This is a genomic window from Blautia sp. St.27G3, assembly GCF_059728505.1.
In genome coordinates, this window is the sequence record NZ_BAAGFO010000001.1 from 845,705 (window position 1) to 869,784 (window position 24,080).

General features: G+C 45.8%; 24 protein-coding genes. 3 read left to right on the forward strand and 21 right to left on the reverse strand.

Translation table 11 applies throughout. The features are described 5' to 3' along the window. The first annotated feature begins 29 nt into the window (after window positions 1-29). Window positions 30-977, forward strand: coding sequence for an AraC family transcriptional regulator (locus AC6I2O_RS03895; protein WP_120392611.1), 948 nt, complete (start codon window positions 30-32; stop codon window positions 975-977). On the opposite strand, the gene AC6I2O_RS03900 is transcribed toward AC6I2O_RS03895, so the two are convergent. After that, on the reverse strand, window positions 937-1,911 hold the full coding sequence (locus AC6I2O_RS03900; protein WP_120392610.1) for a tRNA dihydrouridine synthase: 975 nt from the start codon (window positions 1,909-1,911) through the stop codon (window positions 937-939). The genes AC6I2O_RS03895 and AC6I2O_RS03900 overlap by 41 nt on opposite strands. 31 nt (window positions 1,912-1,942) lie before the next feature. Next, window positions 1,943-4,714 carry an NYN domain-containing protein gene (locus AC6I2O_RS03905; protein ID WP_497741862.1) on the reverse strand — a complete coding sequence of 924 codons (2,772 nt, stop codon included), beginning with the start codon at window positions 4,712-4,714 and terminating at the stop codon, window positions 1,943-1,945. A gap of 193 nt (window positions 4,715-4,907) precedes the next feature. On the opposite strand from AC6I2O_RS03905, the gene AC6I2O_RS03910 reads away from it, so the two are divergent. Then, window positions 4,908-6,386, forward strand: coding sequence for a sensor domain-containing diguanylate cyclase (locus AC6I2O_RS03910; protein WP_120392608.1), 1,479 nt, complete (start codon window positions 4,908-4,910; stop codon window positions 6,384-6,386). A gap of 180 nt (window positions 6,387-6,566) precedes the next feature. On the opposite strand, the gene AC6I2O_RS03915 is transcribed toward AC6I2O_RS03910, so the two are convergent. The 19 genes from AC6I2O_RS03915 to AC6I2O_RS04005 form a co-directional block, all read right to left on the reverse strand. After that, complete coding sequence (locus AC6I2O_RS03915) at window positions 6,567-6,917, reverse strand: hypothetical protein (RefSeq protein ID WP_120392607.1); 351 nt, start codon at window positions 6,915-6,917, stop codon at window positions 6,567-6,569. Beyond that, window positions 6,917-7,096 (reverse strand): hypothetical protein, encoded by a 180-nt coding sequence (locus tag AC6I2O_RS03920; protein WP_004078250.1) that lies wholly within the window; start codon window positions 7,094-7,096, stop codon window positions 6,917-6,919. The genes AC6I2O_RS03915 and AC6I2O_RS03920 overlap by 1 nt, the downstream gene beginning before the upstream one ends. A 125-nt stretch (window positions 7,097-7,221) precedes the next feature. After that, on the reverse strand, window positions 7,222-7,614 hold the full coding sequence (gene rpsI, locus AC6I2O_RS03925) for a 30S ribosomal protein S9 (RefSeq protein ID WP_120392606.1): 393 nt from the start codon (window positions 7,612-7,614) through the stop codon (window positions 7,222-7,224). Between the two features lie 17 nt (window positions 7,615-7,631). Further along, window positions 7,632-8,060 carry a 50S ribosomal protein L13 gene (gene rplM, locus AC6I2O_RS03930; protein WP_120392605.1) on the reverse strand — a complete coding sequence of 143 codons (429 nt, stop codon included), beginning with the start codon at window positions 8,058-8,060 and terminating at the stop codon, window positions 7,632-7,634. 241 nt (window positions 8,061-8,301) lie between these two features. Then, the gene (locus AC6I2O_RS03935; RefSeq protein ID WP_120392604.1) at window positions 8,302-9,423 is read right to left on the reverse strand and encodes a helix-turn-helix domain-containing protein; all 1,122 of its coding nucleotides are present in this window, start codon (window positions 9,421-9,423) and stop codon (window positions 8,302-8,304) included. Window positions 9,424-9,457: 34 nt separating this feature from the next. Then, the gene (locus AC6I2O_RS03940) at window positions 9,458-10,546 is read right to left on the reverse strand and encodes an Mbeg1-like protein (RefSeq protein ID WP_497741863.1); all 1,089 of its coding nucleotides are present in this window, start codon (window positions 10,544-10,546) and stop codon (window positions 9,458-9,460) included. Between the two features lie 17 nt (window positions 10,547-10,563). Next, a complete protein-coding gene (locus AC6I2O_RS03945) occupies window positions 10,564-11,211 on the reverse strand; it encodes a potassium channel family protein (protein ID WP_120392602.1) in 648 nt (215 codons plus the stop codon). Window positions 11,212-11,242: 31 nt separating this feature from the next. Beyond that, window positions 11,243-12,646: a TrkH family potassium uptake protein gene (locus tag AC6I2O_RS03950; protein ID WP_497741864.1), complete on the reverse strand. Its 1,404-nt coding sequence runs from the start codon at window positions 12,644-12,646 to the stop codon at window positions 11,243-11,245. Window positions 12,647-12,663: 17 nt separating this feature from the next. Continuing rightward, window positions 12,664-13,545 carry a 23S rRNA (guanosine(2251)-2'-O)-methyltransferase RlmB gene (gene rlmB / locus AC6I2O_RS03955; RefSeq protein ID WP_497741865.1) on the reverse strand — a complete coding sequence of 294 codons (882 nt, stop codon included), beginning with the start codon at window positions 13,543-13,545 and terminating at the stop codon, window positions 12,664-12,666. 86 nt (window positions 13,546-13,631) lie between these two features. Next, a complete protein-coding gene (locus tag AC6I2O_RS03960) occupies window positions 13,632-14,072 on the reverse strand; it encodes a Mini-ribonuclease 3 (RefSeq protein WP_120392600.1) in 441 nt (146 codons plus the stop codon). Further along, a complete protein-coding gene (gene cysS, locus AC6I2O_RS03965) occupies window positions 14,057-15,463 on the reverse strand; it encodes a cysteine--tRNA ligase (RefSeq protein WP_497741866.1) in 1,407 nt (468 codons plus the stop codon). The genes AC6I2O_RS03960 and cysS overlap by 16 nt, the downstream gene beginning before the upstream one ends. A 150-nt stretch (window positions 15,464-15,613) precedes the next feature. Then, window positions 15,614-16,189, reverse strand: a complete 576-nt coding sequence (locus tag AC6I2O_RS03970) for a thymidine kinase (RefSeq protein ID WP_120392598.1) — start codon at window positions 16,187-16,189, stop codon at window positions 15,614-15,616. Between the two features lie 62 nt (window positions 16,190-16,251). After that, window positions 16,252-17,268 (reverse strand): GNAT family N-acetyltransferase, encoded by a 1,017-nt coding sequence (locus tag AC6I2O_RS03975; RefSeq protein ID WP_120392597.1) that lies wholly within the window; start codon window positions 17,266-17,268, stop codon window positions 16,252-16,254. Window positions 17,269-17,329: 61 nt separating this feature from the next. Then, the gene (gene ispF / locus AC6I2O_RS03980) at window positions 17,330-17,875 is read right to left on the reverse strand and encodes a 2-C-methyl-D-erythritol 2,4-cyclodiphosphate synthase (protein WP_120392596.1); all 546 of its coding nucleotides are present in this window, start codon (window positions 17,873-17,875) and stop codon (window positions 17,330-17,332) included. A 111-nt stretch (window positions 17,876-17,986) separates the two neighbouring features. Next, window positions 17,987-18,133, reverse strand: a complete 147-nt coding sequence (locus AC6I2O_RS03985; RefSeq protein WP_497741869.1) for a hypothetical protein — start codon at window positions 18,131-18,133, stop codon at window positions 17,987-17,989. Then, on the reverse strand, window positions 18,126-18,422 hold the full coding sequence (locus AC6I2O_RS03990; protein WP_147412297.1) for a hypothetical protein: 297 nt from the start codon (window positions 18,420-18,422) through the stop codon (window positions 18,126-18,128). Before AC6I2O_RS03990 ends, AC6I2O_RS03985 begins: the two co-directional genes overlap by 8 nt. Before the next feature lie 105 nt (window positions 18,423-18,527). After that, a complete protein-coding gene (locus AC6I2O_RS03995) occupies window positions 18,528-18,836 on the reverse strand; it encodes a hypothetical protein (RefSeq protein WP_497741870.1) in 309 nt (102 codons plus the stop codon). A gap of 177 nt (window positions 18,837-19,013) precedes the next feature. After that, the gene (locus tag AC6I2O_RS04000) at window positions 19,014-19,919 is read right to left on the reverse strand and encodes a phage lytic cycle repressor MrpR family protein (RefSeq protein WP_497741871.1); all 906 of its coding nucleotides are present in this window, start codon (window positions 19,917-19,919) and stop codon (window positions 19,014-19,016) included. A gap of 121 nt (window positions 19,920-20,040) precedes the next feature. Beyond that, window positions 20,041-20,394, reverse strand: a complete 354-nt coding sequence (locus AC6I2O_RS04005; RefSeq protein ID WP_497741873.1) for a hypothetical protein — start codon at window positions 20,392-20,394, stop codon at window positions 20,041-20,043. Window positions 20,395-21,084: 690 nt separating this feature from the next. On the opposite strand from AC6I2O_RS04005, the gene AC6I2O_RS04010 reads away from it, so the two are divergent. Next, a complete protein-coding gene (locus AC6I2O_RS04010) occupies window positions 21,085-23,892 on the forward strand; it encodes a hypothetical protein (protein ID WP_497741874.1) in 2,808 nt (935 codons plus the stop codon). Window positions 23,893-24,080 lie beyond the last annotated feature (188 nt).

Below are 24,080 nucleotides of genomic sequence, written 5' to 3' on the forward strand. Positions count from 1 at the left end.
AAAACCGGCAAGCAGCAAAGGAGAATGCCATGCTTCCACCAAAAACAGAGATAGAGAGACAAAAATCAGGATATCTGGCCGAGGATTTTCGGATTTTCTATCTGACCAGTACGGAAAAACGTGATTTTCAGAGTCATTATCACGATTTTCACAAACTGTTGTATTTTGAATACGGCAGTGTCAGCTATTATATCGAAGGCGCAACCTACCATCTGCAGCCCGGAGACATTGTGCTTGTTCCTGCCGGGGAAGTACACCGTCCGGTTATTCACGGCGCCCAGCCTTATCGGCGCCTGATTCTCTACCTCTCTCCTTCCTTTTTTGAACAGTACAAGGGCGCAGATCTCGGCCACTGTTTTTCTCTGTGTGCGGATCGCCGGGCTCATGTAATACGTCTTACAAACTTCCGGAAAACACGTCTGTATCCGTTACTCCGGGAATTACTCTGTACTGTTCAGGCCGGTCTTTCAGGAGAGGTTTCTTTTTCTGTGGAAGCTGCCTCGCTTTATCAGTCCTGTATCCTGCTGCAATTCCTTCTTTTGCTGAATACTCTGGCTGAAGGAACCGGTAGTTTTTTCCCAGCTGCATCCAGAGCCAACCCTCAGATCTCGCAGATTCTTTCCTATCTTAATGGCCATCTCTACGAGGATCTCTGCATTGACCAGATCGCTGACGCCTGCTACCTGAGCCGTTCTTATCTGATGCACCTGTTCCGAAAAGAAACCGGCTATACGCTTGGCATGTACCTTACGGAAAAACGACTTTTCGCCGCGCGCACGATGATTCAGTCTGGAGTTCCTGTCACGCAGGCCTGCATGCAGAGCGGTTTCTCAAGCTATGCCGCTTTTTACCGTGCTTACCGCAAAAAATTTGGAGAAGCTCCGAAAGCTTCCCCAAAATCCAGTACTCCTGTCACCATATTTGCACAGAATCCGCTTATCTCTGCGGAAGATTCCACCGCCGAGGACCTTCCGTAAGCAGTTCTTGCTCCCTGAACAATGCATCCACCGCACAGCGGTATTCTAAAAGATTTTGTGCCTTGCGGATTTTTTTCATATGCTTTTCATGATCCGAAAACAGATGAATCATATAAATCCACATCTCTTTCATCCGGAAAAGCGCATTTTTATCCTCGCCAAAAACGTTACGGTAGCCCTCCAGTACTTCATCATGAAACAAATGTAGGCTTTCTTTCTGAATCGCCTCCCCTGTCTTTAAGTATCGAATCAAACCCGGATTCGCGATAACGCCACGGCCAAGCATAACGGATGTCACCTTTGGAAAGCGTTCACAAAAAGCCCGATAGTCCCGAACTGTCAGCAAATTTCCATTATAGCAGACCGGAAACGGATACGATAAAGAAAGAATCTCCCCGAACGCTTCCTGATCTGGTTCTCCACGATAAAAATCCTTCTGCGTCCTCGGATGCACAATCAGTTCCGAAAGCGGATACCTTCTGTATATCTCCATAAGAGTTAAAGCCTTCGATGCATCGTCTTTTCCAATCCGCGTTTTTACAGAAATCTTCAGATCGACGTTCTCAAATATCTGTTCCAGCAGACGGTCCACTTCATCCGGATATGCCAGCAGACCAGATCCGCGTTTCTTGGAAACTACGGTTCCGGAAGGACATCCCAAATTCAAATTTACTTCCTGATATCCCATTTCCTGCAAAACAAGTGCCGTCCGTTGAAATTCCCGCGCGTCGTTTGTCAGGATCTGCGGCACTAGGTCCGGTACATGATTGTGCTCCGGCAAAACGTCTCTGCGCTCCTTTGTCCGCAAAATCCGGTTCTGATCCGGCGCAATAAATGGCGTAAAATAACGATCCGTACCCGGAAAATACTTTTCCAGCGCATTTCTGTAAATATGTCCGGTAATCCCCTCCAGCGGGGCCAAATAAAATTTCATACCAGTTCAGCATTTCTCCTATTCCAGTTTTCTACTCCAGCTTTTTCTTTCCCAGCCGAACATCCTCCATCAAATCATTCAGATGCTCGTCCAAATGATCAAACAAATAATTTTTGCCCCCCGTCTGCTTTTCCAGGTAATTTTTCCGGATCTCCTGCTGCATCTGCTGCACTTCTTCCAGAAGCCCTGCTGCCGACAGTCTCGTAGCTCCGGCTCCCATGATAATGATCTGTTCCAACGCATCGGAAGTCGCGACGGTCACGTGGTACTCCCTGCTGATCTTCCGCACAGTTTTTTCAATATACTGATCTGCGGTCTCCGCTTCCTTTGTGTAAACGACATGAATATTGTGATACGCAAGCACCTCTCCGGGTCCCCCTGCCACTTTATAGGCATCAAAAACCAGAATCAGATGATTTTTCTTATAGCCCTGATAGTTACACATAATATCCATCAGTTTGTCCCGCGCGCTGTCGATGTTCGCCTTTGCCAGCTCTTTCAGATCTTCCCAGGCAAAAATAATATTGTAACCGTCTACGAGCAAATATTCTTCCTGCTCCTGTCTCGGTTTGGCCCGCGCTCCTCCTGTGGGAGCTTCCACCTGGCGGCTCTTTGTATAACGGTTCCGTTCCCTTGGAACTGCCCCATAGGTCCGTGCAAAAATTTCTTCCAGCTCTTTTTCATTTGTGTCTGGAACACGGTAGCCTCTTCCTGTCTGGCTCACCCTTGGCCCTGAAGGCACCGGACACTCCGGCCCTTCTTCCAATACCTGTTCCTCCTGTTGCAAGGTACGCTCCATATGCATATAATCCGGCACTTCATCCCAACTAACCACAAAACCGGCGCCATGTGCACAGAACACGGACCCTGTGGGATTGTCCAAATCCGCCTCCGAATCATACCCGATCTGTGCAATTACCTCCTCTGCATCATGGCATTCCTCATAGCCTTTCAGCCTGCATGAAAGCCGGCCGCGTCCTTTTGTATAAGAAACCAGTTCCCTCTGATAATCCCGCATCGTGATGACCGGCGCACTCCCTTGAATCACTGCCACCGCTTCATCTATGAAAGGCGGAGCAAAATTTCCATACATTTTCTGAACATCTGTCATGGCACGGCCAGCGCATTCTACCGGGACCTCAAGAGAAAATTCATACACCGGTTCAAGCAGGATACTTTTTGCACATTTTAACCCCTGACGAACTGCACGGTACGTAGCCTGACGAAAATCTCCGCCCTCTGTATGCTTTTGATGCGCTCTTCCGGCCGTCAACGTAATGCGCATATCTGTAATTTCCGCCCCTGTCAGCACACCGCGATGCAATTTTTCCTCAAGATGGGTCAGAATCAGCCTCTGCCAGTTGCGATCCAGCACATCCTCGCTGCACACACTTGCAAACTGCAAACCACTTCCACGCTCTGCGGGCTCAAGCAAAAGGTGTACCTCCGCATAATGACGAAGTGGTTCAAAATGCCCGATTCCCTCAACTGGTGCTGCAATCGTTTCCTTATATACAATACTGCCCGAACCAAACGCAACCCAGATGCCAAAACGCTCATGGATGATCTGCTTCAGAACCTCGATCTGCACCTCCCCCATCAACTGCGCATGAATCTCGCCAAGCTGCTCATCCCACACAATATGTAGCTCCGGCTCTTCCTCCTCAAGCTGCCGCAGCTGTAAAAATACACGGTGCACATCGCATTCCGGAGGCACCTCAATCCGGTAAGAAAGCACCGGCTCCAGTAACGGAAGCTCCGCTTCCTCCTCTGCTCCAAGTCCCTCTCCGGCATATGTATATTCCAGCCCGGTCACAGCACACACCATCCCGGCAGTCGCTTCCGGCACGGCACGAAAGCTGCCTCCGGAATAAACCCGGATCTGATCAACTTTCTGTTCCCAGGCCTCCATACCTTCCCGACCTTCGGTTCCAGACCGCTTTCTGTCTGTCAGTACCTCCTTTACCTTCAGACTTCCTCCAGTTATTTTCATATGGGTCAGACGATTTCCCTGCGTGTCCCTCGTAATTTTAAAAACCCGCGCGCCAAATTTCTGCGGATACTCTGCCACATAGCTGTAATTCCGGATTCCTGCAAGCAGCTGCTCCACTCCCTGCAGCTTCAAAGCAGAACCAAAATAACACGGAAATACCTTGCGCGCAGCAATCAATCCTGCAATCGCATCGTCTGCAATCGCTCCGGTTTCCAGATATTGTTCCAAAAGCACCTCATCGCACATCGCCAGATTTTCCTGAAACGCTTCCCAAACCTCTGCATCTGTTTCAGCTTTTTCAAGCGGCCCAAAATCCAGACATTTTCCATCCAGACGCTTTTCCAGCTCCCGCATCAATGCTTCCCGGTCAGTCCCCGGCTGGTCCATTTTATTGACAAATAAAAACACCGGAATACGGTAGCGTTCCAACAGACGCCATAACGTTTCCACATGTCCCTGTACGCCGTCCGCACCGCTGATCACGAGAACTGCATAATCCAGAATCTGCAATGTCCGCTCCATCTCTGCTGAAAAATCCACATGTCCTGGCGTATCCATCAACGTCATCGCTAGCCCATCCAGAACCAATTCAGCCTGTTTTGAAAAAATCGTAATCCCTCTGGAACGCTCCTGCTCAAAATTATCGAAAAAAGCATTCTGATGATCCACCCGGCCTAGTTTTCGTATACTTCCGGTCAGATAAAGGATTCCCTCTGCCAGCGTTGTTTTTCCCGCATCTACATGGGCCAGAATACCCAGACAGATATGCTTTTTTTGCTCGTTTAATTTATCTTTTGAGGTATCTCCCATGGAAAATGCCCCTTTCTGTTGTTTGTGATCGTATCTTCCTCATCATAGCACAGAAAAAGGCATTCGTCGATAGAGACCCCCTTTTTTCAGGCTTGTATATTTTCTTCAAGAATTACTCGATTCTTTTGTATATTACACAAAAATATGATATACTTGCACTATATTTTGTTTATATACCAGAAAGGTACGAGATATGGTTAACAAAAAACAGACGTATCAAGATGATTTCCGGATGCACTTAAAGTCACTCAGTGTCTTCCTGCTTTTTATGCTGGCCAGTTTTCTCACATTTTTTTGTCTGATTCAAAAAGACGTCACAGAAAACACAGAAGCAATTATTATCAATAATGTAGATCGACAAAGTATTCACTTCACCGACACAATCACTCTTCATTTTGAATATTTGGAAGGTATCGCCAGCCACTTTGCCGCCAGCGATGATCTCCTTTCTGAGAACAATCTTCAGCTCCTGGAATCCGTCAAGGAACAATCCAGTCTGGAGCTTCTGGCTGTCATTACTCCGGACGGGACAAGCACCTACAGCAACGGGATGCAGAAATCCGTGGCCTCACGAAGATATTTTCAGGAAGCAATCGCCGGACACCGGGCTCTCAGCGCCCCGATTATCAGCAAAGTAGACAACAAAACCACTCGGATTATCCTGGCAGTTCCGATCTGCCGTGGTGACAATGTCATTGGTGTCATTGGCGGCTCCTGTGATGTATCATCTTTAAGCAAAATGCTTTTCGGTGATATTTACGATGGAGCCGGTTCTATTTTAATCCTTAATTCAGAAGGGGAAATCATCTCCTGTACGATGGAGAAGGACAATTCCGGTGTACAGCCGGAGGACAATTTTTTCCGTTATTATAGTGCCACAAAGTTTCGGGAAGGAGTCACGCTTGAGACAATTCGTCAGGATTTTTCGCAGTTTCACGAAGGACTTGTTCTTTTCGAAAAAGACAATTCCACCTACTATATGGCATACCGGCCGCTGAAGCTCAGCGATTGGTCCCTTTGCTACATTGTCCCTGTCTCAATCGCCCAGCAGTCCTACCAGTTTGTCCTCGATTATGAACTTATCCTTTTTGGCACCTTGTTTGTCGCAACCCTGCTGCTGTTGTTCGTGATTTTCCGTTCAAACAACAAAAAACAGCAGGAGCTCATTGTTTTCGGACAAACGGACGCTCTGACCGGAATCCTGAACAAAAAAAGTTCAGAAGATCAAATCAATGACTGGCTTGCAGATGAACGCTGCATCGGATATCAGGTCTTCATGATGCTGGATATTGACGGTTTCAAAAATATCAATGACATTCAGGGCCACATCGCCGGAGACGAGATCCTGCGGGAGCTCGGCACTCTGCTTCGCCAGGAATTCCGCGAAACAGATATTGTTGGCCGCATCGGAGGCGATGAATTCTGTATTCTTGCCAAAAATAACACCGTTGAACACACGGCTGCCCTCCGCGCCGACCGTCTGTGCCAGAGCATCCGTTGCCACAAATTCAGCGCGATTCCCTCCGGCAACATCACAATCAGCGTCGGAGTCGCCATTTCCCCAATCCATGGCCGGAGCTATCAGGAGCTGTATGTCGCTGCGGATAAGGCACTGTATGAAACAAAACGGAACGGGAAAGATGGGTATACGGTATTGCGGGATGTTTCATAAGAAAAAAGACAGGAAAGTTCCCAATGTCATTTAGATAAGAATTAAAAAAGAACAGAGCATATGCAGAAATGTGCCCTGTTCTTTTTTTGTAATATTTCAGAAAACAATTAAAGGGCTAAGGCAAATCTGCAACGGATCTGACTATCTAAATATAAAGATAGGTAGGACAGACCTGGGATTTTACTCCATATCTCCCGCAAATTTTTTATACCAATTCGGCACATTATGCGAAATTCTGACCGGATTTCCATTCTTGTATATTGCAAACCTGCGAAATTCTATCGTGTTATCATAGAATGCTGCCAAATCACTTTCCGGCAAAACCTTTTTCAAATTATCAAATGTCTCAATAAATCTTCTTTCTATATCCTGCTTTGCGATACCATGACCACCATGTTTTATACGCCCTGCTACTCTTTCTTTTGCAATATCTGCATTCACTCTCGGTATATCATGCAGAGTTTGCAATGACTCGTACAAAGTTGATTTACCTGCCCCATTGACTCCTGCTATCAAAATATATTTTTTCACTAGAAAAGATTCCTTTCTATTACCTGTCTCTGCTTTTTTTGTAGGAGAAAATCACCAACCATCTCATAAAAATTTCTTTGCTCTTCTGTTTCTGCCTCTAGTACAAGCTGTAAAGTGTCTTCTGGCTGTAGCTTTTGTATATCTTCATAGATTTTTTCATATTTTTTAACATCACACATAACATCACCTCCTTAATTCATATTACATTGAATTTATTATACCCCTAATCTCCTGAAAAGTTAATAAAAACTCCGCAGGAAAATCCTGCGGAGTCCATATACTTGAATCTGTATAATTTTTCTGCTTATCGTTTACTGAACTGCGGAGCACGACGTGCGGCTTTGAGACCGTATTTCTTACGCTCTTTCATTCTCGGATCACGTGTCAGGTAACCAGCAGACTTCAGAGTCGGTCTGTATTCACTGTCTGCCTGAAGCAGTGCTCTTGCGATACCATGGCGGATTGCACCAGCCTGTCCTGTAGTACCGCCACCGCGAACGTTTACAAGAACGTCAAATTTATCAACTGTCTCTGTCGCTACAAGCGGCTGACGAACGATGAGCTTCAGAGTTTCAAGACCAAAATACTCATCAATGTCTCTTTTATTTACAGTAATCTTTCCTGTACCCGGAATAAGATATACTCTTGCGATTGATTTTTTTCTTCTTCCTGTTCCGTAAAATCTTTCTGTAGCCAATGTTTCCTACCTCCTTCTTAGAATGTCAGCGCTTCCGGCTTCTGTGCCTGATGCTTGTGATCCGGACCTGCATATACAAAAAGCTTCTTGTACATCTCTCTTCCAAGCGGTCCCTTCGGAAGCATACCCTTTACAGCGAGTTCAATAACTCTCTCCGGCTTCTTTGCCATCATGTCACGCAGTGTAGTCTCTTTCATGCCACCTACGTAATCAGAATGATGATAATAAACCTTCTGATCCAGCTTCTTACCTGTCACCTGAATCTTCTCTGCATTTACGATGATTACATAATCACCTGTATCAATATGAGGGGTAAAGATCGGCTTGTTCTTTCCTCTTAATACCTTTGCCACTTCTGAAGCCAAGCGGCCGAGTGTCATATCTGTAGCGTCAACTACATACCATTTTCTTTCAATCGTTGCTGGGCTAGCCATATAACTTTTCATTGGTCTTCCTCCTTGAACATAGTGAACTTGCTTCGGACTGACAGAGGCTTATTTCCGTCCTCCCGCTGATTTCCCGTGACGGGAATCTTATGATAAAATGCCTCACCGGGGCTTTGGCTAAAGCATTTATACACATAACTTTCGGGCACAGTTATACAATAAACCGGCCATACCTTCAATATTATAGTACACTCACTCAGGTGTGTCAACCCAAAAATTGCCTGAGGTGCGTACTCAAAAATCAGATCCTGATCTCTTTTAGAGACTGTTGCAGTTTTTGAAAATCATGGCGTTCTTTCACACCATCAAAAACAGGATAGTCAAAAATTTGCAACGCACTGTCCAGTATCACTTTTCTGCTTCTCGGCGTGCGGTTCCCGAGGTCACAGCCCTCATACCACGCCTGAATCCTGTCAAAATACGCGTCACCGTGGTTGGTTAAATTCTCTTTCGAAAACATCCACCGGATCACAGACACATAGCGTCCCAGACGTTCCACAGCCTGCTCTGCCTTGCCATACCGCGCATAGAAACAGGCTGCCTGCATTTGAAATATAGCGGCTGCATTCCCGTCCAGGGCAGCAAACTGATATACTTTGTCAAGTTGATCCACACGCCGGATGGTCTCCTCACAGACAGTAAAATCCGTTTCATGGAGTTCTAAATACATGATTGCATGGCTCACGAGATTAATCAGGTGGCTGAACATAGCATACTGCGTATAACTGACCGCCTTTTCCTTTTCTCCTGCCAACATGTATGCCTGAATCAAAACGCCCTCGCTTCGCCCTGTCATCCGATACGGACTGATCGTCTCTTCCAGAGCTTCGATTACAGCCTCCGCTTTGCCAAGCTGCAGATCAATATATGCCTGAAGCATGACCGCATCACTGCTGAGTGCCGTTTCCTTACATTCATTACAAATATGCCGGCAGAGCTCGCGTGCCTCACCAAGCACTTTCTGCTGCACGTCCGGACTGTCCGCCAACATAAAATGATTCAGCCACAAAAGACTGATCTGAAACAGAAACGTGTAGCAGGAATAATATTGCTTCACAAGCTTCCGGCTCTTTTCCATCACCTCTTCAAATGGATGCCTGGCAAAATCAGCCGCAAGTTCCTGGTATATTTTACGAATCTGCTCTCTATCAAGCTGCGCCTCATACCCGATTAGTTCGTCAATACTAACATCAAAAAACGCTGCCAGTAATGGCAGCAGTGAAACGTCCGGCATGCTCTGATGATTTTCCCATTTTGACACAGAACCTTTCGTCACCCCGACAAAATCGGCCAGCGCCTCCTGCGTAACTCCTCTGCTGTGACGCAGTCGTGTAATATTCTCCCCTATGTTCAATTTGTTCATCTTAAAACACTCCTTATTAAGATTAAGAGAATTTTCATCGCCCGAACTGGCGCACTGCCGCTTGAAACAACCGTCCGATCGTATGCAGGAATAATTGCCGCCGCTCCCGTTCCAGCCGGAAAAGGCCTGCCAGGACCCCGCCTAAAATCGAGACCGGTTTTTTAAAAAGTTCCCCTACATCTGAGACATGTGTATCACGAAGCAATTTATATAAAGTATTTACAAACTCTGACCTCTGGCGACGGCTCAGCGAATTGATCCAGCTATTGAAAACAAGTGTTTTGCGGATACTCCGTTTTCCCAGTTTTTTGCAGTACACGAACCGTCCACTTCGAATTTTCCACTGCATCAGATCATGCTGCCATATGCTGCTTCTTTTATAACTCTCAATGACGCGATATTTTCTGTAATTTACAAAAAGTCCGCCAATCAAAGACTGCTCCGGCATAATTTTACAAAGACGGTCTTCCATCTGTATAAACCCCGGCTTCTCATAAAAACCTCTGCGAAATCCCGGCCCGTCAAAGCTGTATATCCGGCGGATTCGTCTCTGAATCTGCTTTGGCGCATACGCAGCTGCATAGACAGCCAGATTGCCCCCCTTGGAATGCCCTCCAAGAATCATCCGGCCATCTGTAAACCTGGCCACGCCTTTTAAATATGCAAGCGCGCTGTGCTGCGACGGAACCTCCCTCATACAGCTCATATTAAAGTCTTCTTTCCATCCCACAAGGGTCTCATCCGTGCCACGAAACGATACAAAAACACTGGTCGGTCCCAGTAAAAATGTCACAGCCGCAAACTGTGCTTCCCTTCCTTCATCAAACCACTCTTTATAATAATTGACCCGAACACTGCGGTATCTCCTGCTGCCAAGCACCAGGTAAAATACGCGGCGGTGCTGTTTTCCGTACAGCGGATCTGTAAACATCTTTTCTACTTCCGGATGCTGCGCCATCTCTGTCCATCTAACGCCCTCACCCTTTCGAAAGCCCGGAACAATCCCCTGCATTTTCAGATAGGAAAGCGACGCAAACAACAGCGCGTCAACCTCCGAAAACGGACACTCCTGAAATGTTTTCCCGCCGTATTCTTTTAGATACCGTATCAGATTCGCTTTCAAATGCATGCCTCCGTCTGCTACTTTTGAAAATGTTCCAGATCACTGTTTTCACCGACCACAATCAGTTCAATTCCCGCCTTCATCGGCGCGCCTGGGTCCAGCTTGACCGTCACCTGATCTCCATCGCGAATGCCGATTACATTCAGGTTATACTTTTCACGGATCTGCAACTCGCTAAGGCTTTTGCCGACCCACTTATCCGGAATATCCAGTTCCACAAGACTGTAATACGGCGATAACTCAATCCAATCTGTAAAGCTGTCTGCCACAAGGTACTTGGCTATCCTACGCCCCATTTCCACTTCGGGATAAATAATCTTGTTCGCTCCGACACTTTTCAAGATTCTCTCGTGCAGACTGTTTTTTGCTTTCGCAAGAATCCGCGGAATGCCGATCTCACTGCACTGCATTGTCGTCACGATACTTGCCTCCAGATTCTCTGCAATTGCAATAATAGCGCCGTCGAGATTGCGAAGCCCCAGATTTTCAAATACATCCGGGTCCTCCACATCCGCACAGATCGCATAGCTGACATCATCTGCAAGCTCCTGAATAATTTCCGGATTACGATCCACCACAATCACTTCACAGCCAAGCGACTGCAGCGTCACTGCAATACTCCGACCGAATTTTCCTGCTCCAAATACCACATACTGCTTTTTCATATGGTGCCATCCTTTCTGAAATCAAACATCCCTATCCTACCATAATCCGTTCCTCCGGCAGCTTTCTCCCGGCTTTTGTTTTCCCGATTTTCCCTGCAAATAAAAGTACCAGAGTTGTCGGGCCAATGCGCCCCATATACATAAGAAGAATCACGACCAACTTGCTTGCCGAAGACAGAGACGGGGTAATCCCCACAGACAGTCCCACTGTTCCAATGGCAGAAGTCACCTCATACAACGCATCCATAAGTCCGACCGGCTCGAACAGCAAAATAGCCATCGTTCCGCCGAGCAACGCAACAAAAGCAACGATCACCACAGAAAAAGCGGTCCGCACATTCAGAGCCGGTATTTTTCTGCGGCAGTACTCCGTATCCGGATTTCCTTTTAAAACAGACCAGCAGGTCAGAAGCAAAATCATAATCGTCGTTGTCTTCACTCCTCCGGCCGTTCCTCCCGGAGAGCCTCCGATAAACATTAAAATGCAGGAAAGAAAACGAGACGGTTCATAAAATGCGCTCTGCGGAATTGAAAAAAACCCCGCTGTCCTTGTTGTCACAGACTGAAACATCGCCGCCATCCATTTCTCGCCCATCCGAAACGGCCCCAATGTAGCGGGATTTGAATACTCCATACAGAAGAACCCGATGGTTCCGCCCAGAACAAGCACCAGCGTCATCAAAAGCGCCAGCTTTGTATGCAGCCGCATTTTCTGCATGCAGCGCCCAAAAGAAAATTCACGTCCACGAATGCGCTTTCCGGTCAGCAGCAAATCCTGCCAGACCGTAAATCCAAGACCGCTGGCTATAATCAGTCCGATTGTCGTAAAATTTACCAGCGGACTTGTCTGATAAGCCTGTAGACTGTTCTCTCCCAATATATCAATCCCGGCATTGCAAAAAGCCGAAATCGAATGAAAAATCGAATACCATACGCCCCGGAAAAATCCAAACTGCGGCACAAACTGCAGTGCATAAAAGAAAGCTCCGATTCCCTCTGCCAAAAAGGTTCCGCACAAAACAAATTTCAGCATTACAACGAGGCCGCTTAATGTATTCAGATTGTAGCTTTCCTGAATCACCACACGGTTCCGGATTGTGATCTGACGCCTGAGAATCAGAAATGCTCCCATTGTACACGCTATGATTCCAAGCCCTCCAAACTGAATCAAAAGCAGAATAACCATCTTTCCAAGCAGTGTAAACTGTTCTGCCGGAACAACAGTCACCAAGCCGGTGACACAGACAGAAGTGCATGAGGTAAACAATGCATCAATAAAATTCAGCCATTTCCCATCCGCATTACAAATCGGAAATGACAACAAAATTCCTCCCAACAAAATAACAGCCGCAAAGCCAAAAACCATCATCTGGGAAGCCGTCATATGTTGTCCCATTTTCCGGGTGATTTTTTTGATTCGTTTCAACTGCTTCATTTCTGTATAATCCCTCGCTACTCTTTCCTGCCTGCTCCGTATATTCTCTGACGCACGATTTCGTATGCCAGCACGCCGGCTGCCACGGAAGCGTTCAATGAATCTATATTCCCTTTCATGGGAATTGATGCTGTAAAATCACACTTCTCTTTTACGAGACGGCTGACGCCGCTTCCTTCATTTCCGATTACAAGCCCGATCGGCCCGGTCAGATTCTGGCTGTACATCGTCTCAGCTCCCATATCTGCGCATACAAACCAGATTCCCTCTTTTTTCAGCTCTTCAATCGTATTGCCAAGATTCGTTACACGTGCCACCGGGGTATAATTCAATGCACCTGCTGAGGTTCGCGCTACGGTCGCCGTCAGCCCTGCGGCATGGCGTTTCGGTATAATGACGCCGTGTGCTCCTGCCAGATTCGCGGTTCGGATAATTGCTCCGAGATTATGCGGATCTTCAATATCATCCAGTAAAAACAAAAAAGGCGCCTCATCCTTTTCTCTGGCAGCATTTAAAATATCCTCCACAGAGACATACTCGTATGCCGCAGCCATCGCAATGACCCCCTGATGCTTTCCGGTTTCGCTGAGCTGATCAAGCCGCTCCTTAGACACAAAATCAATCAGCGTATCGCGCTTTCTTGCCTCCCGCTTGATCGTCTGAATTGGACCGTCCTGACACCCGTCCTGGATCAGAAGACGGTCGACTGCCTTTCCGGAACGGAAAGCTTCCAGCACCGCGTTGCGTCCTTCTACTACACGTCCCTGTGCAGCTTCCCCCTCCTGTACGTTCGGCAGGTTATGATAGGATCTCTCTTTCCCGATTCTTTTCTTTTCTTTGTTCGTATATTCTTTGTTCCTATATTCTTTGTTCCTGTATTCTTTGTTCTCGAATTTCATAGTTCCCTTTCTCCTGCGCACTGCTCTTATCTAAAACGTTTCTTCAGCGTCTTTCCATTCGCTCCGTAGCCCATCATTTCTGTCCGTTATATTTTTCCCAACGCCGCAAGTCCCACAGCCACCAGCTCATTCATCCGGGCAAACTCCCTTTTCAGATACAGATAGCCGATCATCGCCTCAAAGCCCGTGGCTTCCAGATATTCTGTCATACTCGCATTTTTAGCTTTCGTATAAGGCTTGGAATTGCGGCCGCGGCGATACACTGCCGCCTCCTCGTCCGTTAAATGCGCCTGCAACGCTTCTATCATGTTCGCCTGCGCTTTCGCACTGACACAGGCTGTTACCCTCTGATGCAGCTTTTGGGGCTGACAGTTTCCTTTTTTTACAAATATTGTTCTTATGATAAGCTCATACGCCGCATCCCCTATGTAAGCGAGGGTCAGCGGCGAGTACATATTCCAGTCCTTTTCAGAGAGCCTGAATGTTTCATTCAGGCTCTCGTCAAAAGATATTATGCTCTTTTCCATTTTACTCCTTCTCTCGTATCAAGAAGCGTAATTCCCTTTTCCAGCAGTTCCTGCCGGATCTCATCGGCGCGTGCAAAGTTTTTGGCCTTTCTCGCTTCCTGTCGTTCCTCGATCAGCTTTTCGATCTCCTCATCCAAAAGCTCCTCCTTCACCTCTGCAATGATTCCGAGAATATCACACAGGCGAATAATCTCATCGCGCACAGCGTTTACAAAAACTTTTGTGTTGTCCGTATGCACACTGCTGTTCGCATATTTTACAAGCTCAAACACTGCGGCAACTGCATCTGCTGTGTTAAAGTCATCATCCATTGCCTCGTCAAACTTTGCTTCAAAGCCTTTCACATTTGCCATCTCAGCCTGCTCGGACGGCGTCATCTCTTTGTCAACTGCCGTTTCCGTCATATAGCCCAGATTTGATACGGCATTCCGGATACGCTCCAGAGCGTTTTTCGAGGATTCCATCAGCTCCGCGCTGAAATTCAGCGGACTTCTGTAATGCGCGCTCAACATGAAGAAACGCAGTACCTGCAGGTCGTATTTTTCACCGATCTCACGTACAGTAAAGAAATTGCCCAGCGATTTCGACATCTTACGGTTATCAATATTTAAAAACCCGTTGTGCAACCAGTATTTTGCAAAAATTTTGTTGTTACAGCACTCGCTCTGCGCGATTTCATTTTCATGATGCGGGAAAATCAGGTCTTCACCGCCTGCGTGAATGTCAATCTCTTCACCGAGGTATTTTTTCGCCATCACAGAACACTCAATATGCCACCCCGGACGCCCGTCGCTCCACGGAGATTTCCAGTAAGGCTCTCCCTCTTTTTTCGGCTTCCACAGTACAAAGTCGAGCGGGTCCTCTTTCTGATCCTCCCCGGTTACGAGCAAAGAACGGTTGCCGGAGCGCAGATCTTCCAGATTTTTATGCGACAGCTTTCCGTATTCGTCAAATTTTCTCGTCCGGAAATAAACGGTGCCGTTTACATTGTAAGCGTAGCCTTTCTCAATCAACGTGGAAATCATCTCAATCATCCCGTCGATCTCCTGAGTTGCCAGCGGATGCGTCGTAGCCGGTTTTACATTCATATCCGCCATATCTTTTTTGCATTCCGCAATATAACGCTCTGAGATCTCCTGCGCCGTCACGCCTTCCTCGTTTGCCTTCGCAATGATTTTATCATCCACATCCGTGAAGTTTGATACATAATTCACTTCGTATCCTTTATGCTCCATATAGCGACGCACCGTATCGAATACAATCATCGGGCGGGCGTTTCCAATGTGAATAAAATTGTAGACCGTCGGTCCGCACACATACATGCTCACCTTCCCCGGTACCAATGGTACAAACTCCTCTTTCCGCTTGCTCTGCGTATTATATACTTTCATCCGCTTTCCTCTTCTTTCTTAAACCGCCCCGTCCAGACTCCGAATATGCGCTGGATCTGTAGATGCCGGCAATGCATCCTCTTTGTCTTTGCAGGCCTGATGCGGTTTCCATTTCTCTGATTCTAAGTCTATGCAAATTCCGGTTCTTTGTCAATTCTTTTCTGACGCGCCCGTATTCCCCTCCTGATAATGCTTTCTGCACAGCGTCGTATAGCGGTCGTTGCCGCCCATAACGATCTGTTCTCCCCTGTAAATAACCTCTCCTTTTTCATTAAGCCTCGCGTTGCATACGGCTCCCTGTCCGCACCAGCAGACAGTTTTCAACTCCTCCAGCACATCCGCCCACGCCAGAAGCCACTTACTTCCTTCAAACAGATTCATCTGAAAATCCGTACGCAGCCCATAGCAGATAACCGGAATTTCCAGATCATCCACAATATGAAGAAAAAAACGAATCTCTTCTTTTTGGCAAAACTGCGCTTCGTCTACAATCACACAGTCATACGCACACAGTTCCCCGTCCGTCATCCTGCACATATCCTCCACAAAGATGCATGCGCTCTCAAGCCCTATTCTGCTCCGTACCACCGCGCCATCCCGCGTATCAATCCTCGGCTTGGCCAGAATTGCTTTTTTCCCTCGCTCGTTATAATTGTATTTTACCATCAGTGCATTAGCCGTTTTCGAGCTTCCCATCGCCCCATACCGAAAATACAATTTCGCCATCCTGTTCTCCTCGCGTTACCTTATTTAGATTTAGATTATTTAGAATCAAAACAGATAAAGTCTCATACAACTTCATTTATATATACTCGGTCAGCATCCCAATCACTACAAAAAACGCCTCCGCACGGAGCCTTTCCCATGAGAAGCGGTTTCATTTGTATCTCCTCCAGGAATAATTCCGGCTGACAGCCAAAGACTTTGCAACCATCCTCTGTTCCCACATACCGCAGGAGCGCCTCTGTACCCGCCTTCATGTACTCCGGGGCCAGAATCACTTCCCGCAGCTCCAGCTGTTGACCATCCTCGGCAGAGGTACAAAAGGTTCCGATGATCTCCACGCCCGGTGTCTGCATTTCGTTCTGTGCCTCCCTCTGATTGGGATTTCCTATTCCATCTTCCTTTTTATGAATAAGAATCATCACATTGCCGCCCTGACACTTCTGTTCCGCACTTAGCCGCTCATAATAGGCTGCATCCCGATAGATAAAAACATCATACTGTTTTTGCAGTATTCCATTTACAAAATCTGCCAAAGCCGCATATTCCTTCTGCTGAACCGGGCGGCAGCAAACTTCTCGCGGCTCTTCCGGTTCGCAAACGAACCGGTCCGCTTTCTCCGCAAAAGAATGCAAATCTGCCGCCAGAATACGCATCTTCGATGACAAAGCCCCCCGCAGTACCCCGCACCGCTGTCTGCTGAAGAAGCGATATCCAAGAGGCGCATAAATCTGTTCAGCCGCTGGCATCAAAAATGTAAAACATTCGCCGTTTTCTGCCATGTCCTGTTCGGCCAGCTCCAGAAGCGCTCTCATCAGGCCCCGGTGCCGATACGGTTTTCGCGTAGCCACTGCCACAATATAATGCAGCCTCTGCACCGTTCCTCTGACCCATACCAGAAACGGATTTGCATGCACCATGGCCTGAATTTCCCCTCCATCCTCTGCCACATAGATACGGCTGTCACGAATCTTCCATTTATAATAATAATCTACAAACTTCTTATCATCCTCTGAAAATACTTCCTCATACAAGCTCCGCGTTTTTCCATGCTCCCATGGCTCCAGCCGTCTGATTTCCATGATCCTATACCTCTCTACGTCAAATTTCTGTCCCCTCTAAGTCTGAATGCGTGATCTTTACTCAGTGATCCTTCGAACAGCCATCACAGCCTGCGCAGCCCTCCGGCTGCATTCTGCTGTCTGCCACTGCGTCCATAAGCGGCTGTAAAAGGCAAACAGCCTGCGCTGAAATTCCTTCTCCCGTTCCGGTAAACCCGAGCCCTTCCTCCGTTGTAGCCTTGATATTTACACGGTCTTCTGAAAGAGACAACGCCTGTGCAATGTTCGCACGCATCTGATCCATATATGGAAGCAGCTTGGGGCGCTGTGCAATCACAGTCGCATCAAGATTCTCAATCACAAAGCATCGCTCCTCCAGAAGTTCTGCCACCCGTTTTAGAAGCACCATGCTCGAAATCCCACGATACTGCTCCTCATGATCTGGAAAATGCTTTCCAATATCGCCGAGCGCAGCCGCTCCCAAAAGCGCATCCATCACTGCATGCACCAGCACATCCGCATCTGAATGCCCCAGAAGCCCCCGCTCAAACGGAATTTCCACCCCGCCAAGAATGAGCTTTCTTCCCTCTGTCAGTCGGTGCACATCATATCCCATACCTACACGCATAACCTTTTTCTCCTTTTCTCCCGTGTTACCTTTCCTTCCTGAAAGGATTTGATTTCTTTGTAATAGAATACCCTGTTCTACCGTTTTTAGCAACCAAAAACCCCGCAAGACCTATTTTAACGCATCTCTGTCTGTTCCCCACACGACGCCATTCTTCGTGCAGATTGGTTTTTTCTGTTTCGTTTTCACCATAATACGGTTAAAAGCCCTGCGTTTCTGTTCGTTTCTGTCTTGCCCGTTCCAACAATTTTTACGCATAATTTTTTTCCTCCTTCTCAAGCCGGCATGCATTCCAATCTTTTATGTCATCATCATAAAACAGCCCCAGATATCTCTCAAGCCTCCCGAAAAGCTCATTTCTGAATTTCGGAATGCGAAATGCATCAATCTGTCTGAAAAGTCGTACTGCCTCCTCTTTGCTTACCAATCCATCCTCGTCCGAATCGCATATATCAAAATACAATTTCAGCGCCTCATATCTGTCTCTTTCTGTAATTTTCTGTTTTGTAGTCACATATTTATTCGTATAAAATCCTTCCTTTGTCATCTTTTCCTCCGTTCTTCTGCAAACAATCATAAAATTTTCATTTTGACGCAAAAATGTCCATCACGCTGCAGCTCGTAATGGACATTCCCTCTTTTGAGTATTCTTTTATTTATTTTTTTGACTTTCATCTTCTGAAATATGCTCGATATAGGTTTTGACACCGAATCTATCTTCCATATACAATGTATATCTAAGTCCCCGCACCTTGCAAAACTCGATCCGCTCTATCGCATCCGTGTGAAAGGTGTAGCTCTGTCTATGGTCTAAATAGATTCGGATTTGTCTTTTCCCTGAGAATCGTTTATATCTGCCCTGCAAGACTTTTGTTCCACTCACAATTCTTAAATTGACATTTTGCAGCCTTTCCCATACATGCAATCCTGCCAAAAGCCGTTCTCTCTGCATTTCATCCATCCACGCGTCCCTCTTTTTTCGAACGTTTGTTCTTTCTGTGTTATTATTATCGCACCAGAACATACGTTTGTCAACAGGCATTTTTCTCGCTTCCGTCTGACTGCTTTTTCCTGAAATACAAAACAGCCGCAAAGTTTGTACTCTGTGCGGCTGCTCCCATTTTCTGTTCTATTTGTACTATTCAAAATATCCTTTGTATTTTCGCATTTTATTCCACTTGGCGGTCTGTGTTTGAGGCAGCCCGTATTGACTATAAATTTCTTTGCCCTTTTCCGTTTTCATAAAATACTCAAAATCATCTACTTCGTTTTCTTTCATCGCAGATTTGCATGCGTTTACAAAGCCACTGTCAAACAGCATCGTTGTGCTCAGATTATCTTTATAGCCCGGCAATTTTTTAAATCGCTTCAGTCGGCTTGCTATGATATCTGCGTTTCTTGTTTTTCCAGATGCCTTGTCCGCCTGTGCATTTCTCTTAATCGGTAAATTTCCGACTAACTTTTGTTTTTGCCCGCTGACCAGTTCATACTCGTAGCATTCAGCAGAACTCTCACATAAATCAATAAAATTGCTCGTAACCTTGATCTCTCTGCCGGTACATAACCTGAGCGTTTTTCGCTTTCGATCAATATCCTTTTCCGACATAGAAAACAGTTCGCAATAATCTTTTCCTTTTATGCCGAGATAAATCGCTTCCAGTATCAGCCGGTCGCATATATTGATTAACCGCCTTTCATTTTTCTGCAGCTCCTCATACGTGATAATTTCCGGGAGCGCTGTTAATCTCTTCTGCATTTCGTTTACAGAAATCTGTACTAAATCTGTGGCTGGTATCAGAAAAGCATCCATACACCACTTCATATATTTCCGAATTACAGTATAACATCCCTGTGCTGTCGTCAGCTGTACGATTTCCATCTGTTCGATCAAATCCAACAACTCTTCTCTGTCAAACTCGCACAGATCCTTTCCTGTCAAAATTTCCGGTTCTTCTGAAGCAACAAAAACTCGGTTTGCTCTGCCTGTCTCCGCCTTATCCTTCAGCGTTTCCAGAAACTGCTTTTTTCTGTCCTTGTTATACATAATAATAACTGTCCGACCCCTCATTCCATATGTATAACAATTTTATCATGAGTTTATATCCCTGTAAAGAAAACATTCCATATGGTAATACTTTCCAGATCCTGCAAACCGCTTCATTTCATCAACAAAACGAGGAATAAACTTTTCTTTTTCTGCCCGCCGGACCATTTGCCTGAAAGGTACCCCTCAGTCTTAATGCGTACTTTACAGGCCTCCCGAGCAAACCGTTCTCTGCTATATACTGTGTCAAAATCTCGTAAATTGGTCCGCTGTCGAGACGCTCCCGTCTCCATCTTTCTGACTTTCGCCTGTAAACAAGCACATCAATTGACTTGCCGTCCGGATAAAAATTCAAATCAATGCACATCCACGGCACGCCCCGATATGTTCCATACACTGCATTTTTCGGCATCTCCATACCAAAACGCATAGATCCGTATCCTCTGACCCGATTGACAATACATTTTCCATCCATAAATCCACCCCCTGTAACTTTTCAAAAAACTTCAAAGCCTGGTTCCATGCAGCGCCTGCCTACTCTTTTGAATAGGACTTACCTTCCTGTATACGGTCGGTACAAAAAGTACCTTGCAGATTTCAAACTGCCTCCGATCATTTTCAAAGTGCGTTTCTTTTCTATGTTCGTTCTTTCGGAACTCTTGTTTGAAAGAAAAACTGCTTAAGAAAAAATCCCAAAACCATTCTCCGGCAGCTTTTATTCGTTCTTTCGGAACTTTTATTTAAAATATCATACCTTAAACCAAATGTCAAGTAACTTTCTGCAAATGATAATCACATCAAAAATAAAGTACCTCAGGTGCAAACAAGCACTTGACAGCTCTATCCTTTCATGATACAATGCCAAACACGGAACGTATTTCGCACATATGTTCGTACAAAAAACTTAATAATGAAACCATTATTGAGGTGAGTCTCCGAAAATGAGGCTCGCCTCTTTTGCGTCCCTGAATAAAAGGAGGGCCAGATAAACTATCTGCCTCCCGACACACGCAAACGCACATTGACAACTGAAGTGGTTCGTCAGCCGGTACCGGGGAAACCATGCGAAGACGCCAAAAGCCGAGCAGGTCAGGGTAGAGGCTGAACTTTCCAGAAAAAGTGAAGGAGCTAACTTCTCAATGAATTATTTTCAGAAAAGGAGATTTTGCCTATAAGTAGAGGACTTTATATCGCTTCGCTGGACGCAAAGGACCTGATCCTTGCGGCTGCCAGTGACAGAGGTAACGGATATTCTCTTATGAGAAAGGATGGAACTGTCAACTACAGAAAATTTACCAATGTCTTAGACCACAGCTTGGAATCTATCAAGCTGCAGGAAGTCTATCAAAAAGCATATCGCAATTCTAAAATGACTTTCACGCATCTGGGGAAAGAGTTTACCAGATGTATCATCAATGTAACTTTCAAATATAACGTATATGAATATAACCGTGTAAACGCTGACACCTACGTAAAGTATGGATACAACGTCAGCGATCTTACATTTGAAGACAATGTCTGTGTCAGGAACGGAGAACTGGCAGGCATTCGCATCGGGCAGGAAGTACTTTCTCCCGTTGATGACAGTTTGCTTGGAAAAAGTTTTTGTTACACCAGGCGTAATGGGGAACCCACTGGCATATATGAGCTAAAAAGCGGCATCAAAACAGTTTATACCTGCGCACAGGCCAGGAATCTGTTGTACCAAAATGGTTTTACCTGTGATGGAATCCATTATGTACGGTTTAAACGTTCTTCGGGGTCAGCCAGAGTCGGGAAATGCCTGTTTATTGATGAAAAACTTTATGCGCGCATGCACCGGTGGGAATGCTGCGGGCTAAAAATCCGCAAAGGGCAAAAAATTGACCTGGCCGCATGGGAATCCTATATTTCTCTTACTTCGAGCAGTATCATTGATACGCTTCAGATTCTTCCGGAAAATATTTTAGTCATCCATGATTATAAAAGTGTATTTGAAGACGATGTCGTCGCTACGAGAGCTGTGGATGGAAATCTGGTTACAAAAGAAGAACATGTTACAATCTCAAATAACATCTGGGACGGTCAGTCTCTGATTGATCAAACACTTATGGGCATGTATGACTGCTACGGTATGGTTCTTCTGAGAAACCGTTTTTTCAAATCCTGCTGTTTTAACACTAATATTCAGCAATGGTTTGCCGACCACAACATAACAAAACTTTCTCAACTAAACGGATACACGAGGGCAACCCGTATTGAGGACGTCAAACTGATTACCACTCCAAGCAGCATTAAATATCTGAAATTCGGGACACTCGATCAATGGCTTGATCACCTTGAACCGACCTTCGGTGTAGTAAAACACGAGAAGCCAACACACTATTTTAACGGAAAATTTGTACAGACACATTATCAGCTGATCAATACCTTGCAGCTATCCGAACGGGAAATGGAAGAGCTTCTGGCAGAATCACTTGAATACGCAAGACTGCTTCGTACAGATGTGGCAGTCATGCGGCACCATCTCAAATTCAACCTCGATTCTGAGTTTGAAAACAGCTATTCCCCTGTCCAAAATAAAAACGATATTGTATTTCGGATGCTCGATCTGAATGATCAGTTTGAACACACCAGAATCTATGAAGATTTTAAGAAAAAACTGATCAGCGCATATCTGAAAAATATCCGGTACGGACACATCCTTGTCCGCGGTAACTACGCTACCCTGCTTGGCAATCCTGTTGAAATGCTTCAGCATGCTATCGGGCGTTTCACCGGGGAGAGTCAGATCGGCATCGGAAATATCCATTGTAAAAACTTCGCATATGGAAAGACGCTGCTCGGCTCTAGAAGTCCTCATGTCACAATCGGAAATATGTGGCTCCCCACAAATCAGCAAAATTCGCTGATAGATACCTATTTTAATTTATCAAAGGAAATCTGCTGTATGAATTCGATTGGTGAAAATGTACTGAACCGTTTGAGCGGATCAGATTTTGACTCAGACGCAGTAATGCTTACCGATCATAATATCCTCATACAGGCCGCCAGGAAAAATTATGACCATTTTAAAGTGCCGACAGGCCTTGTATCTGCCGACAAAGCCAACCGATACTTTACAGACGAACAGAAAGCAGACCTTGATGTGAAAACATCGGTAAACAAAATCGGAGAAATTATTAATTTTTCTCAGATGCTGAACAGCCTGCTTTGGGACAATCTCGCTCACGGTCAGTCCATTGAAGATAATACGGAATTATACTGTGACATCGCACAGCTCGATGTTATGTCGAATCTGGAGATTGACAAAGCCAAAAAAATTTTTACGACAGACAATGCGGTAGAGCTGCGGAAAATGAAACAGAAATACAAATGTGTATTTCAGGATGCAGACGGAAAAGAGGTAAAACCAAACTTCTTTTTACATCTGGCCAGAAAAAAAGGCTACTATATTCCATCTGCCAAAAACTACCGGAGGCACCAGACGTCCATGGATTATCTGCAAAAAATCATAAATTCCTACCGCATCCGGACTGTACAGAAAAAAGAATACATTCCTTTCAGCGATATTCTTGATAAATCACAGTACGACAGCTCGCTCGTGAACTACCACCAGATACGCCGCATCACGGATCTGATTCGTGATCAGAAGGATTCCATCCGTCAGATCTATGCAAAATCGGAAGAGGAAATGGACCGCCAGACAAAATATTTCCTCAGCAGCGAGATCAAACGCGCCGTTCTGGAGGAGCTTTCCAAAATGAAATTCACCTACAGCACTGCGTACGCTCTAATGAAACGCATCGAAAGTGAAGAATATGCCGATATCCGCTCTTCCACCTTCTTCGCTCTCATGGGAATTCCAAACAAAACCTTTTATGATGCATTCCTGAAAAGTAAGTCTGACAGGGCTTATCTGACGGCCAGCGACACCGGGAACGTAATCCTGTATGGCATGAATTTTGCAAAAGTTTACAAAAAAGCGTGTTAAAATTCCGTACTTCTCACTTCGAGGCCTGTTTTTCCCCGTAAAACAGCCATTTGTGCGCACCGCTTAAGGAACTGTTATGGAGGGGAGAAAGAAAAGACAGCACAATTTCTTTTTCATTATTTCTTTTTGACTGTGCGCTGACACTGCTTATCCAGCAACGTCAGTGCACATACAGACCACTCAGAAAC